The following is a 12,284-nucleotide window of genomic DNA, read 5'->3' as shown; positions in this document are numbered from 1 at the left end:
TTCCTAGGCGCGCACGATCAGCTGGAGCTGCTCGCGCGCGTCGCCTCGGAGCTCGAGTGCTGACCAGGGCATCTTCCGCGACGCTTCGCTGAGCCGCGGCTCCACCAGCAACGCCCAGGCGAGACCGCGCTGGATCCAGTAGGCGCCGTCCACCCGCGGACAGTCGAGGGTGGAGTCGGGCGCGGCGGGACGCGCGCGCAGGACGATCCCGCGCGGGAGGCGATCGGCGTCACCGCCGCACGCGATCGCGAGACCAACGAGGACCGGGACGACGGACCGGCGGCGCATGCGGGCAAGATACTCGGCGCGTGCATGGTGGCGCCCCGCGGGGCGGTGACCCAGTTTTCCCCCCGCTCCCCCCGCCGACAGGACTCGACCATCCGCCCCCGACCCATGCGTCGCGCACTCGCCCTGATCGCCCTCCTCCCTGCCGCGCTCGCCGCTCAGGCGCCGTCCACCTCGTCACGCGGGAGCGCGCCGCCCGGTGCGTGGCCGGTGGCCACGCCCGCCGCGGTCGGGCTCAACGGCGCGGTGCTCGACTCCATCGACGCGGAGATCCGGAGCGGACGGTACGGCCTCGTCGACCGCTTCCTCGTCATCCGCCACGGCCGCATCGCGTTCGACCGGACCTACTCGCATCCGTACGACAGCATCTACGCCGACTCGGCGCGCGTGCGCAATCCGCTCAACTCGCATGATCCGACGAGCCCGTACAACTATTTCAATCCGTGGTGGCACCCCACCTACCGGCGGGGCGACCTGCACACGTTGCAGTCGGTGAGCAAGACGGTCGCGTCGGTCATCATCGGCACCGCGGTCACTCGCGGCGAGTTCCCGAGCCTCGACACCCCGATCCTGCGCTTCTTCGACACCACCGCGGTCCGGAACATCGACGACCGCAAGCGCCGCATCACGATCAAGCACCTGCTCACGATGACCGGCGGCTTCGACTGGAACGAGAACCTCCCCTACATCGACCCGAACAACACGGCCGTCGGTCTCGAGGCGAGCGCGGACTGGATCCAGTACACGATCGACCGGCCGATGATGCGCGAGCCCGGGACCCGGTTCAACTACAGCAGCGGCGAGAGCGCGCTGCTCGCGCACGTCTTCCGTCAGGCGACGGGGATGGACATCGAGGAGTACGGCGCCCGCCATCTCTTCGCGCCGCTCGGCATCACGCGCTGGTTCTGGAAGCGCACGCCGTCGGGCACCGCCGATACCGAGGGTGGGCTCTATCTCGAGGCGGGTGACCTCGCCAGGATCTGGTACCTCTTCCTCCAAGGCGGCACCTGGAACGGCACCCGGGTGCTCTCGGAGGAGTGGATCAGGCTGTCCGTCACGCCCGTCGTGCCGGCCGGCGGCGGCGACAACCCCGTCATGTACGGCCTCAAGTGGTGGCTGCACCCGGACGCGCTCGCGCCCGGGAAGTACCTCTGGACGGGATCGGGCTTCGGCGGACAGTTGCCCGTGGCCTTCCCGGATCAGGACATGGTGCTCGTCTTCAACGGATGGAGCATCCTGCCCGGCCGCGGCGGCGTGCCGCTGAGGCGGATCGAGGAACGGATGCAGCGCGCGGTGATCGGCCGATGAATGCGCTCGCCATCTCCCTCGACGACATCCGCGGGGCGGCGGGGCGGCTCGCCGGCGTGGCGCACCGGACCCCGGTGCTCACCTCGCGCACGGCCGACGCGCGCACCGGCGCGACGCTCTTCTTCAAGGCCGAGCATCAGCAGCGCATGGGGGCCTTCAAGTTCCGCGGGGCCTACAACGCGCTCTCGCTCTTCTCGCCCGAGCAGCGCCGCGGTGGCGTGCTCGCCTTCTCCTCGGGCAATCATGCGCAGGCGATCGCGCTCTCGGCCCGGCTCCTCGGGATGACCTCCGTGATCGTGATGCCCAACGACTCGCCGCGTGCCAAGCTCGCCGCGACGCGCGGCTATCAGGAGGGCATGCCCGGCAGCGAGGTCGTGCTCTATGATCGCATGACCGAGGACCGCGAGGCGATCGGCGCGCGCATCGCGCAGGAGCGCGGCCTCACGGTCGTGCCGCCCTACGATCACGCGGGCGTCATGGCCGGCCAGGGGACCGCCGCGCTCGAGCTGATCGAGGAGACAGGACCGCTCGACGCGCTCTTCGCGTGCGTGGGTGGGGGCGGCTTGCTCTCGGGATGCGCGGTCGCCGCGGCCGCGCTCTCGCCGGGGATCGCGATCTACGGCGTCGAACCCGAGGCCGGCAATGACGTGCAGCAGAGCGTCGCGCGGGGACAGCGCGTCCGCATCGACGTCCCCGTCACCATCGCCGACGGCGCGCAGACGCAGCAGGTGGGGGCGCTCACCTTCCCGGTGATCCAGCGACTCGTCACGGCGATGCTCACGGTGAGCGACGCCCAACTCATCACGACCATGCGCTTCTTCGCCGAGCGGATGAAGCAGGTGGTCGAGCCCACGGGATGCCTCGGGGCGGCGGCGGTGCTGGAACGGGTGGTCGACCTGCGTGGCAAGCGGGTGGGGATCATCCTGAGCGGCGGGAACGTGGATCTCGCACAGTACGGGGCGTGGCTCGCGGGCTGAATCGCCCTTCGTCGCGAAGCACCTCTGATGCGGCGGCGCCGCACCGCCGTCCGCCGCTCGTCAGGCGGCGCTAGTTTTCGGGACCGGTCCCCGTCATCGCCGCACGATCCCAGAGGTCTCGCATGCGCCGTTCCCGCTCGTTCAGCTCCCTGCCGCTGTTCCTCGCGGCGATCTCCCTCGTCGCGTCGTGCGCGACCAACCCGGCCACCGGCCGCCGGGAGATCATGCTCATCAGCGAGGAGCAAGAGATCGCCATGGGACGCGAGTACGATCCGCAGATCGTCGCGTCGATCGGCCTCTATCCCGACACCGCGCTCCAGCGCTACGTGCAGGCGCTCGGTACGCGCATCGCTGCGCTGAGCGAGCGGCCCCGGCTCCCCTGGACCTTCCGCGTCCTGGACGACCCCACCGTCAACGCCTTCGCCGTGCCGGGAGGCTTCATCTACATCACGCGCGGCATCATGGCGCACCTCGACAACGAGGCGCAGCTCGCGTCGGTGATCGGCCACGAGATCGGCCACGTGACCGCCCGGCACAGCGCGAGCCAGATGAGTCGCGAGCAGCTCGCGCAGATCGGCCTCGCCGTCGGGGCGGCCACCAGCGAGACCATCGCCAAGTACGCCGAGCCCATCACCCAGGGGATGGGCGTCCTCTTCCTCAAGTACTCGCGAGATGACGAGAGCCAGGCCGACAACCTCGGTCTGCGTTACCTCAGGCGTTCGAAGCACGACGTGCGCGAGATGCCCGATGTCTTCGCGATGCTCGCCGCCGTCAGCGGCGGCGGCGAGGGCGGCCGCCTCCCGGAGTGGCAGCTCACGCACCCGTATCCCGAGGACCGCAAGGCGAGCATCGAACGCCTGAACGCGCAGGCGCCGCAGGACACCGCCGGCGTGATCGTGTCCCGCGCGCCGTACCTGCGCCTGCTCGACAACGTCGTCTGGGATGCCGACCCGCGGCAAGGATACTTCGTCGGCACGCGGTTCCTGCAGCCGACCATGCGCTTCTCGCTCACCTTCCCCGACGGCTGGGCGACCAAGAACGAGGCGTCGTCGGTCCAGGCGATGAGCGCCGAACGCGACGCCGCGATCCAGCTGACCATCGCCCCCGCCCCGACCGCCGACTCGGCACAGCGCGCGTTCGTCGCGCAGCAGGGCGTCCAGTCGGGGACCGCGCAACGCCTCTCGGCCAACGGCGTCGCCTCGATCCTCACGCCCTTCGCGGCGGTGGCCCAGGGGGACACGCTGCGCGGGTCGGTCGCCTTCGTCGAGCACGGCGGGATGGTCTTCCAACTCCTCGGGTACGGCCCGACGGCGGCCTGGGCGGGAAAGCAGGCGGTGGTGGATCGCGCGCTGCGCAGTTTCGCGGTGCTCACCGACCGCAACGCCCTCGCGGTGCAGCCGCAGCGGATCGACATCATCACGCTCGACCGACGGAGCAGCATCGCCGAGCTGCTCACGCGCCGCCCTTCGCCGCTCACGGCGGATGCGCTCGCGCTGCTCAATCAGGTCCGCACCGGCGAGCCGCTGCCGGCCGGGACGCTGCTCAAGTGGGTGGTGGGTCAGCCGCTCCCGCGCTGACCTACTTCGGAGCCGGCGCCCTCCGGAAGAGCTTCGGCACCGACACCACCCCCACCACGATCCCGCCCGCGACCACGCCGACGAGTGCGTCGAGCAGCGTGGACACGATGGTGCCGAGGAGGCCGCCGCCGACGCCGTGCGCCGCGGCCTCCACGACGTGCTCGATCGCCGGGATCCCGTGCGCGATGATGCTCCCGCCGACCATGAACATCGCGGCGGTGCCGACCACGCTGAGCGTCTTCATGAGCACCGGCGCGAGCCGCAGGATCAGCGCGCCGAAGGCCTTCCCCGCCCGCGGGCCGTTGTACAGCGCGACGCCGAGATCGTCGAGCTTCACGATGGCCGCGACCAGCCCGTAGACCAGCACGGTGATCGCCACGCCGATCACGCTCAGCGCGAGGATCTGCTGCGGCATCGGGCGGGTCGCCATCGTCCCGAGCGCGATCACGACGATCTCGGCCGAGAGGATGAAATCCGTGCGGATGGCGCCCTTGATCCGGTCCCGCTCGAGCGCCACGAGGTCGACCTTCACGTCGCGCAACGCGGCGGCGAGCTCGGCCGCGTGCGCGGCATCCTCCCGCCCGTGCAGCACCTTGTGCGCGACCTTCTCGAAGCCCTCGTAGCAGAGGAACACGCCGCCGACCATCAGCAACGGCATCACGGCCCACGGCGCGAAGGCGCTGATGACGAGGGCGGTCGGCACGAGGATGAGCTTGTTCACGAACGAGCCTTTCGCCACCGCCCACACGACCGGCAACTCCCGCTCGGCGGCGAATCCCGTCACCTGCTCGGCATTCAGCGCGAGGTCATCGCCCACCACGCCGCTCGTCTTCTTCACCGCGACCTTGCTCAGGACCGCGACGTCGTCGAGGAGCGAGGTGATGTCGTCGATCAGCGCGAGGAGGCTGGAGCCGGCCATGATGGACCCTGCAGGAGGTGGTGATGCGAGGCGAGCCCAAAGTTAGCGGCGGGGTGCCGAGGCCGCGACGCACCCCGTAAGGTTCCGCATGGCCTCTCCCCTCGCCGGTGCGGATGGGTGCAAGGGCGGTTGGATCCTCGTCCAGGTCGCGCACCCGGGGGCGCCCGTCACGCATGTCCTCTGTCCCGACGCGGCGACGCTCCTCGCACGGACGCCGCGCGACGCGGTCCTCGGGATCGACATCCCCATCGGCATCAGCGATCGCGATCGCCGCGCCGCCGAGGTGGATGCAAGCGCGCGTTGGGATCGCGGCGGAGCAGCGTCTTCTGGTCACCGGTACGGGCCGCGCTCGACGCGACGACGCACGAGGACGCGAACGCGCGCAACCGGGACGCGTCCGGACTCGGGCTGAGTGCGCAGGCGTTCCACATCACGTGGCGCATCGCGGAGGTCGATGCCCTCCTGCGGGTCGACTCGCGCGCGTCGGCCCGCGTGCATGAGGTGCACCCCGAGGCCTGCTTCGCGATGCTCAACGGTGGCGTGCCCCTGCGACATCCCAAGAAGCGCGCCGAGGGACAGGCCGAACGCCGCGCGCTGCTGTCGCCCATCTTCCCCGGTGCCTTCGATGCGATCCGCGAGGCCTATCGCGTGAAGGAGGTCGCGTCGGACGACATCCTCGATGCGCTCGCGGCGCTCTGGACCGCGTCCCGCATCGCCGCGGGCACGGCGCGGCACTTCCCCGCGGGCCAGACCCCGCGCGACCGCTATGGCCTGCCGATGGTCATCCACGCCTGAGGCCAACGACGGGACGCACCGTCGCTCAGGGATCGATGCGCGGGATCTGCGGCGCGGCGTCGCGGGGGAGCACGCCGGTCAGCCGCGGATCGGGGAAAACCTCCGCGCGACGCCGATACGGCACGAAGCCCGAGCGGATGTAGAAGGGGAGCGCGTCCGGCGAATCCATGGAGCAGGTGTGCAGCCAGAGCCGCGTGATGTCGCGAGACCAGGCGCGCGCGATGGCGCGGTTCATCAACCATCGTCCCGCGCCCGTGCCCACGAGCCGTGTCGCGAGCCCGAAGAAGCCGATCTCGCACGCGCCGCTCTCGCGAAAGTCGAGTTCGAGGATCCCCTCGTCCCGCCCCTCGTGCTCGAGCGCGTGCACCTCCACATCCGGATGCGTGATCACCGCCGCCAGTGCCTCGTCGGTGAGCTCCAGCCGCGAGGACCAGAGCCAGTCGCTTCCCACCAACCGGTAGAGATCGCGATACCACGCGTTCGCGGGCCGTTCGACGCGCCGGAGCGTCCACGGCGCGTCCGCCCGTTCGGCGCGCTGCGGAGCACGCGCGCGCATCTCGAGATAGGTGACCTGCACGGCGAGCGCGCCGGGCGGGAGATCGTGGTAGCCGTCGGGAATGAGCATCGCCATAGCGTACCCGCGGCAGGCGCGTGAGGCCAGCCCCGACTCGCGGCACGAGGACGGCGGCGTAGCTTCAGGGCAGCGACCCCCGCTCCCCTTCACCCTCCACCTCCCCCCGCGATGCGCCCCATCCATTCGAAGGACCTTCCCAAGCCGGTCGGCCCCTACTCGCCGGGCATGGGATTCGAGCGTCTCATCTTCGTCTCCGGGCAGGGCGCGACCGACCCGGCCACCGGCAAGCTCGCGGGACCGGACGCCGCGTCGCAGACCGAGCAGTGCCTGAAGAACGTCGAGACGATCCTGCGCGCCGGCGGCTCCGACCTGCAGCACGTCCTCCGCTGCGGTGTCTTCCTGCTCGACATGGCGGAGTTCCAGGAGATGAACGGCGTCTACCAGCGGATGTTCGGCGAACATCGGCCCGCGCGCACGACGATCCAGGCGGCCGCGCTCCCGGGCGAGGGGCTGCGCGTCGAGATCGACTGCATCGCGTACGTGCCCTGATGGAGGTCCGCGGTCCGGCGGCGTCGCCCCCGACCATCGACGGATCCGTCCCCGCCGCACCGGCGACCCGACGCGAGTTCGTCCTCTCCGTCAGCGCGGCGACGGCGGGGTTGCTCGCGCCGCGGGTCAGCCTCGCGGCGTCTCGCGATGCCACCGTGCGGCGCGGGCTCGCCAGCGCACCGGGAGATTTCCTCTTCGAGCCCGGCCTCACCTACCTCCAGACGGGCTCGCTCGGACCCACGCCGGTCCCGGTGATGGAGCAGGTGATGGCCCACTGGCGCGAGCTCGAACGCAATCCGACGCACTATGCGTACGGCGCGCACGAGGTCGCGATGGAGGAGGTCCGCGCGAAGGTCGGCGCGTTCGTGGGCGCCTCGCGCGACGAGATCGTCCTCACCGGCTGCACCACCGACGGCATGAACCTCGTGGCGTCCGGGCTTTCACTCGAGCGCGGCGACCACGTGCTCACGACGGATCAGGAGCATCCGGGTGGCCGCTCGGGGTGGGAGTGGCTCCAGCGCACGCGTGGCGTCGTGCTCGAGGAGGTGCCGATCCCGCGCGGAAGCGACGACCCGCGCCCAATCGTCGACGCCTTCGCGCGACGCATCGGCAGCCGCACCAAGGTCGTGATGTGCTCGCACGTGCTCACCTCGACAGGCTACCGCATGCCGGTGGCCGAGATCGCGGCGCTCGCCCACGCGCACGGCGCGCTCTGCGTCGTCGATGGTGCGCAGGCGGCGGGCGGCATCGTCGTCGACGTGAAGGCGCTCGGGTGCGATGCGTACGTCGCGCCGGGCCACAAGTGGATGCTCGGCCCCAAGGGGACCGGCTTCCTCTATCTGTCCTCCGCGCTCGGCGATCGCGTGCTCCCGGTGCAGTTGCAGGCAGGACGCGCCGCCTACAGCGCCTCCAATGGCGTCCGGAGCTTGCCGAGCGTGCTCGGACTCGCCGCGGCGATCGACTACACGCTCGCCATCGGCCGGGAGCGGATCGAGCGCGAGGCGCTGCGGCTCGCGCGGCGGGTGCATGAGGGTGTCGAGGCCCTGGAGCGCCAGCAGCGGCGCGGCCTGCGTGTCGTCAGTGCCCCGCCCGGGGCGCACGCCTCGCCCCTCGTCACGTACGAGCTCCCCGCGTCGCGGCCGGCCGGCGAGTGGCAGCGTCGCCTGCACGCGCGGCACGGCGTCTACGTGAAGGTCGTGCCCGCGAACTTCCTCAACGGGCACCGCATCTCGACCCATCTTTTCAATACCGACGCCGACGTCGATCGGCTGCTGGCCGCGCTCCGCACCGAGCTCGCGTGACGAGTCACCGGTGCGCGCCGCCTCGGGTCAACCCGAGACCGGCGCCGCCAGCACGAGCCGCTCGCGCGTACTGACCACCACGCCGCCCGGCTTCTCGAGCGTGATCGCGAACAGCGTCGGGCGGCCCACCGCGAGTCGCGCCGTCACGGGGATGAGCACCTCGCCGTTCGAGTCGACATCGAACACGCCACCGTCCACCGGATAGCGGGCGTCCCGCTCGGCGTCGATGATCCAGAGCTGGTATTGTGCGAGCCGCGGATCGTTGGGCACCAGGCCGCGGATCCGGAGCACGCCCCGCTGATGCGCGGCGTCCCAGATCACCTCGCCCGTCGCGGCGGTCGCGGCCGGATCGGTCGACGCGACCCACGGCACGTGTAGCGCCGCGGAGTCGCCCAGCACGGCGGCCACCGACTCACCCGGAGTCCCGCCGGCCGGCCCCCCGTCTCGACGCGCGAACGGGGACGGCACCACCACCCAGCCGACCACCGCTGCCGCCGCGAGCAGCCATCCAGCGCGCGACAGGAGCGAAGGCGCCGGTCGCAGCGCCCGCGGCATGAGCCGATGCCGTGCGATCTCCTGCTCGCCCAACGCGATGAGCCGCCGCGCGAGCGCCGGCGGGAGCTCCGCCTCGTCCGCGCGCGCCATCGCCGCCGTGAGCTCGCCTGCCACCTGTTCCATCGTCGGGTCCATCTCGGGGTTCGGGTCCTGCCGGTGCTGCGCGGTCATGCGTCCTCCTCCACGGTGCGCCCGGTGAGCAGCGCGCGTGCCTTCAGGAGTCCGCGGCGGATGTGCGACTTCACCGTGCCGAGCGGCACCTGCGACTCGCGGGCGATCTCGTCGTGCGTCTTGCCGTCCAACAGGTGCCGCTCGATGAAGCGCCGCTGGAGCGGCGTCAGCTGCTCGAGCGCCGCACGGGCATCCATCGCGCCGGCGGCGCGCTCCGCTGCGTCCGAGGCCTCATCCGGCAGGTCGAAACCGTCCGGGATGGACTCCAGCGGGACCTCGCGGCTCCGCTTCCGCATGCGGTCGATCAACCGTCGGCGCGCGAGCATCGCCACGAAGCCGCGCTCGCTCGCCTTCGCGGCATCGTACCGGGGCGCGTGCTTCCAGAGGTCGAAGAACACGTCCTGCGCCGCATCCTCCGCGTCGGCGGCGTCGGTCGACCACCGTCGTGCGAGCACCATCACGAGCGGGCCGAAGGTCGCGACGCATTCCGCCACGGCGCCCGCATCACCGGATGCGACACGCCGCAGGAGGTCCGTCGGCTCGGGACGATTGAGCACGATCACCTTGGGAGTTCGTTGCACGGGCGCGATTGGATGCACTGCATCCGCCGGGACCTGGGCCAGCGAATGGAGTGGGGTCATGGCTGGTCAACGTCCCACACACCCTCGAGGGTTCCGATGCGTTTCGCCGTCACCACCGCCCTGCTCCTCGCCACCGCCGTCGCGCCGCTCCGGGCGCAACACGCCGATGTCATCCGCACCGCCCGAGACGCCGGGCAGTTCGCTACCCTGCTCGCCGCCGTCGAGGCCGCCGGCCTCACGGCCACCCTGCGGGGCGACGGACCCTTCACCGTCTTCGCCCCCACGGACGAAGCGTTCCGCAAGCTCCCGGCCGGCACGGTCGAGAACCTGTTGAAGCCGGAGAACCGTGATCAGCTGCGCGCGATCCTCCTCTATCATGTCGTGCCCGGCCGCGTGCCGGCCACGGCGGCGCGCGAACTGACGCGCGCCACGACCGTCGAAGGCCGTGCGCTCCGCATCGCGGCGAGCGGCAACGCGCTCCGGATCAACAACTCGACCGTCGTGAAGGCCGATGTCGGCGCGTCGAATGGCGTCATCCACGTGATCGATGCGGTCCTGATGCCGACCGATGCCCCTGCGTCGGGACACGGCGCCTCGAACTCCGGTGCGACGCCGTCCGGCACGTCGAGCCAGTCCGCGCGGGGCCTCATCACCCTCGCGATCACGCGCGGCGCGCCGCTCTACAACAACGGACAGCCGGCGGCGACCATCGCTGTCTACGAAGTCGCGGCACGCGGGGTGCTCGCACTGCCGAGCGGCGTCCCGATGGCCGCGCGCGCCCGTCTCGAGCAGGGACTGCGCGAGGCCGACCGTACCCGCGAGGAGGATGACCGGGCTTGGGTGCTCCGCGAGGCGCTCGACGACGCCGCGCGACTCATCGACGGCCGACGCATGATGAGCGTGAACGATCGTTGACGCGGACGGACCGCCGTGCCCGTGGCGCGGCGGTCCGCCTCTGGTGAACTTGAGGGGTCCGGCGCGGCGGCATGGGTCGCCGCGCCTCACCTCAAGGTCCATTGCGATGCTCACCTTCCGCCCGACCCTCCTCGCGCTCGCGTCCCTGCTCGTCGCCTGCGCCCCCGCCGCGCCGACGGTCACGTCGCGCCCCGAACCCAGTGCCGCCGGCAATGGCAACGCCAACAGCAGCGGGAACGCCGCGCCGAAGGCGTCCGCGCCGAGCGAGCCTGACGCGCCCGACGGTCCCGCGGAGGCGCCGCTCGCCTGGCAACGGCTCGACATCGAGCGTGGTGGCGTCTACGGCACGGGCGTCGACCGCGCCCTCAGCGAGCTGCTCGCGACGCGACGCCCTCAGCGCCGCGTGGTCGTCGCCGTCATCGACGGCGGCGTCGACACCGCGCATGCCCAGCTGAAGCCGGTCCTGTGGACCAATCCGCGCGAGGTCGCCGGCAACGGCGTCGACGACGACCGCAACGGCTTCGTCGATGACGTCCACGGCTGGAGCATGATCCCCAAGCTGCCCGGGGACACCGGCCGATATGACACGATGGAACTCACGCGCGTCTACGCCGCGTGCCGCGGTCTCCCCGCGGGTCGCGGCCTCACGAAGCCCGACGAGTCGATCTGCGGCGAGGTCGCCAAGACCTTCCGCGAGAAGGCCGCCGAAGGGGCGCAGATGGGGAACCAGATCGCGATGATCCGGGGGATGCTCACTACGACGAATGCCTCGCTGCGCCGCGCGATGGGCACCGACACGCTCTCCGTCACGCGCGTCCGCGCCTTCACGCCGGCCACCCGCGCGGACTCCAACGCGAAGACGATGTATCTCCGGCTCGCCACGGCCGGAATCGACTCGTCGGCCATCGCCGAAGCCGGCGAGCAGCTCAAGGCCTCCACCTGGCAGCTCGACACGCTCTTCGATCCGCGCGGCGTTCCGCACGACCGCGCCGGCTCCGCCGACGTCACCGGGCCGGACGCGGGCCACGGCACGCATGTCGCCGGCATCATCGGCGCCGTCGCCACCGCACAGCAGGACGTACGCGGCATCGCCCCGAACGTGAGCATCATGGCGATCCGCGCCGTCCCCGATGGTGACGAGCGCGACGACGAGGTCGCGCGCGCGATCCGCTACGCGGCGGACAACGGCGCGCAGATCATCAACATGAGCTTCGGCAAGGGCTACTCGCCCGGGAAGCCGGCGGTCGACTCGGCCGTGCGCTACGCGGCCGCCAAGGGGGTGCTCATGGTCCACGCCGCGGGCAACGATGGCGCGAACACCGACGAGGTGCCGAGCTTCCCCTCGCGCCGACTCGCTGGCGGGGATGACGCCCCGCTGTGGCTCGAGATCGGCGCGTCCTCCTGGCAGCCGGGACCGGCGCTCCCCGCCGAGTTCTCCAACTACGGCGCACGCACGGTCGACCTCTTCGCGCCCGGCGTCGACATCAACTCCACCGTGCCGGGTGGCGGCGTGGGAGAGAACAGCGGCACCTCCATGGCCGCTCCTGTCGTGAGCGGCGTTGCGGCGCTCCTCCTCTCCTACTTCCCGACCCTCACGCCCGAGCAGGTGAAGGGCATCATCCTCGAGACGGTTCGTCCACTCCGTGATCTCGAGGTGACCGTGCCCGGCGGGGACACGACGGCGAAGTTCGGCACGTTGTCGCGGACCGGCGGTGTGATCGATGCGTATGCGGCGGTCAAGCGGGCCATCGAGATGACACGACCGGTGCCCTGACGG

Annotated in this window: 13 protein-coding genes; 8 read left to right on the top strand and 5 right to left on the bottom strand. The window is 71.3% G+C overall.

Going from position 1 to position 12,284, the window contains the following annotated elements; all coding sequences use genetic code 11:
- Positions 1 to 3 precede the first annotated feature (3 nt).
- Entirely contained in the window at positions 4 to 288 is a 285-nt protein-coding gene (locus IPJ78_07765; GenBank protein MBK7906445.1) for a hypothetical protein, read from the bottom strand.
- Positions 289 to 393: 105 nt separating this feature from the next.
- Between IPJ78_07765 and IPJ78_07760 the strand changes: the two genes are divergently transcribed.
- The 3 genes from IPJ78_07760 (at position 394) to IPJ78_07750 (ending at position 4,147) form a co-directional block, all read left to right on the top strand.
- On the top strand, positions 394 to 1,593 hold the full coding sequence (locus IPJ78_07760) for a serine hydrolase (protein ID MBK7906444.1): 1,200 nt from the start codon (positions 394 to 396) through the stop codon (positions 1,591 to 1,593).
- Entirely contained in the window at positions 1,590 to 2,570 is a 981-nt protein-coding gene (locus IPJ78_07755) for a threo-3-hydroxy-L-aspartate ammonia-lyase (GenBank protein MBK7906443.1), read from the top strand. The genes IPJ78_07760 and IPJ78_07755 overlap by 4 nt, the downstream gene beginning before the upstream one ends.
- 122 nt (positions 2,571 to 2,692) lie before the next feature.
- Positions 2,693 to 4,147 carry a M48 family metalloprotease gene (locus IPJ78_07750; protein MBK7906442.1) on the top strand — a complete coding sequence of 485 codons (1,455 nt, stop codon included), beginning with the start codon at positions 2,693 to 2,695 and terminating at the stop codon, positions 4,145 to 4,147.
- A 1-nt stretch (position 4,148) separates the two neighbouring features.
- On the opposite strand, the gene IPJ78_07745 is transcribed toward IPJ78_07750, so the two are convergent.
- Positions 4,149 to 5,066: a DUF808 domain-containing protein gene (locus IPJ78_07745; GenBank protein MBK7906441.1), complete on the bottom strand. Its 918-nt coding sequence runs from the start codon at positions 5,064 to 5,066 to the stop codon at positions 4,149 to 4,151.
- A 300-nt stretch (positions 5,067 to 5,366) separates the two neighbouring features.
- Here IPJ78_07745 and IPJ78_07740 point away from each other — a divergent pair, with 300 nt between their 5' ends.
- On the top strand, positions 5,367 to 5,861 hold the full coding sequence (locus IPJ78_07740) for a DUF429 domain-containing protein (GenBank protein ID MBK7906440.1): 495 nt from the start codon (positions 5,367 to 5,369) through the stop codon (positions 5,859 to 5,861).
- Positions 5,862 to 5,886: 25 nt separating this feature from the next.
- Here the strand turns inward: IPJ78_07740 and IPJ78_07735 are convergent, their stop codons facing one another.
- Complete coding sequence (locus IPJ78_07735; GenBank protein MBK7906439.1) at positions 5,887 to 6,486, bottom strand: GNAT family N-acetyltransferase; 600 nt, start codon at positions 6,484 to 6,486, stop codon at positions 5,887 to 5,889.
- A gap of 117 nt (positions 6,487 to 6,603) precedes the next feature.
- On the opposite strand from IPJ78_07735, the gene IPJ78_07730 reads away from it, so the two are divergent.
- Positions 6,604 to 6,984 (top strand): reactive intermediate/imine deaminase, encoded by a 381-nt coding sequence (locus IPJ78_07730; protein ID MBK7906438.1) that lies wholly within the window; start codon positions 6,604 to 6,606, stop codon positions 6,982 to 6,984.
- Positions 6,984 to 8,285 carry an aminotransferase class V-fold PLP-dependent enzyme gene (locus tag IPJ78_07725; GenBank protein ID MBK7906437.1) on the top strand — a complete coding sequence of 434 codons (1,302 nt, stop codon included), beginning with the start codon at positions 6,984 to 6,986 and terminating at the stop codon, positions 8,283 to 8,285. The genes IPJ78_07730 and IPJ78_07725 overlap by 1 nt, the downstream gene beginning before the upstream one ends.
- A 27-nt stretch (positions 8,286 to 8,312) precedes the next feature.
- Here IPJ78_07725 and IPJ78_07720 read toward each other — a convergent pair whose 3' ends face one another.
- Both IPJ78_07720 and IPJ78_07715 read right to left on the bottom strand, forming a co-directional pair.
- Positions 8,313 to 9,011, bottom strand: a complete 699-nt coding sequence (locus IPJ78_07720; protein ID MBK7906436.1) for an anti-sigma factor — start codon at positions 9,009 to 9,011, stop codon at positions 8,313 to 8,315.
- On the bottom strand, positions 9,008 to 9,652 hold the full coding sequence (locus tag IPJ78_07715) for a sigma-70 family RNA polymerase sigma factor (protein ID MBK7906435.1): 645 nt from the start codon (positions 9,650 to 9,652) through the stop codon (positions 9,008 to 9,010). Before IPJ78_07715 ends, IPJ78_07720 begins: the two co-directional genes overlap by 4 nt.
- A 36-nt stretch (positions 9,653 to 9,688) precedes the next feature.
- Between IPJ78_07715 and IPJ78_07710 the strand changes: the two genes are divergently transcribed.
- A complete protein-coding gene (locus IPJ78_07710) occupies positions 9,689 to 10,507 on the top strand; it encodes a fasciclin domain-containing protein (protein ID MBK7906434.1) in 819 nt (272 codons plus the stop codon).
- A 106-nt stretch (positions 10,508 to 10,613) separates the two neighbouring features.
- The gene (locus IPJ78_07705; GenBank protein ID MBK7906433.1) at positions 10,614 to 12,281 is read left to right on the top strand and encodes a S8 family serine peptidase; all 1,668 of its coding nucleotides are present in this window, start codon (positions 10,614 to 10,616) and stop codon (positions 12,279 to 12,281) included.
- Positions 12,282 to 12,284: the final 3 nt, after the last annotated feature.

Source organism: Gemmatimonadota bacterium, assembly GCA_016714015.1.
Taxonomy (GTDB): domain Bacteria; phylum Gemmatimonadota; class Gemmatimonadetes; order Gemmatimonadales; family Gemmatimonadaceae; genus Pseudogemmatithrix.
The sequence above is the reverse complement of the archived record's forward strand: the minus strand, read 5'-3'. Positions and strand labels throughout refer to the sequence as shown.

Excerpts from the sequence above, each read along its gene's own strand:
- IPJ78_07725 (MBK7906437.1), top strand. The coding sequence starts at position 6,984 with ATGGAGGTCCGCGGTCCGGCGGCGTCGCCCCCGACCATCGACGGATCC.
- IPJ78_07750 (MBK7906442.1), top strand. The coding sequence starts at position 2,693 with ATGCGCCGTTCCCGCTCGTTCAGCTCCCTGCCGCTGTTCCTCGCGGCG.
- IPJ78_07735 (MBK7906439.1), bottom strand. The coding sequence starts at position 6,486 with ATGCTCATTCCCGACGGCTACCACGATCTCCCGCCCGGCGCGCTCGCC.
- IPJ78_07755 (MBK7906443.1), top strand. The coding sequence starts at position 1,590 with ATGAATGCGCTCGCCATCTCCCTCGACGACATCCGCGGGGCGGCGGGG.
- IPJ78_07710 (MBK7906434.1), top strand. The coding sequence starts at position 9,689 with ATGCGTTTCGCCGTCACCACCGCCCTGCTCCTCGCCACCGCCGTCGCG.
- IPJ78_07705 (MBK7906433.1), top strand. The coding sequence starts at position 10,614 with ATGCTCACCTTCCGCCCGACCCTCCTCGCGCTCGCGTCCCTGCTCGTC.
- IPJ78_07760 (MBK7906444.1), top strand. The coding sequence starts at position 394 with ATGCGTCGCGCACTCGCCCTGATCGCCCTCCTCCCTGCCGCGCTCGCC.
- IPJ78_07765 (MBK7906445.1), bottom strand. The coding sequence starts at position 288 with ATGCGCCGCCGGTCCGTCGTCCCGGTCCTCGTTGGTCTCGCGATCGCG.
- IPJ78_07730 (MBK7906438.1), top strand. The coding sequence starts at position 6,604 with ATGCGCCCCATCCATTCGAAGGACCTTCCCAAGCCGGTCGGCCCCTAC.
- IPJ78_07715 (MBK7906435.1), bottom strand. The coding sequence starts at position 9,652 with ATGACCCCACTCCATTCGCTGGCCCAGGTCCCGGCGGATGCAGTGCAT.
- IPJ78_07745 (MBK7906441.1), bottom strand. The coding sequence starts at position 5,066 with ATGGCCGGCTCCAGCCTCCTCGCGCTGATCGACGACATCACCTCGCTC.
- IPJ78_07720 (MBK7906436.1), bottom strand. The coding sequence starts at position 9,011 with ATGACCGCGCAGCACCGGCAGGACCCGAACCCCGAGATGGACCCGACG.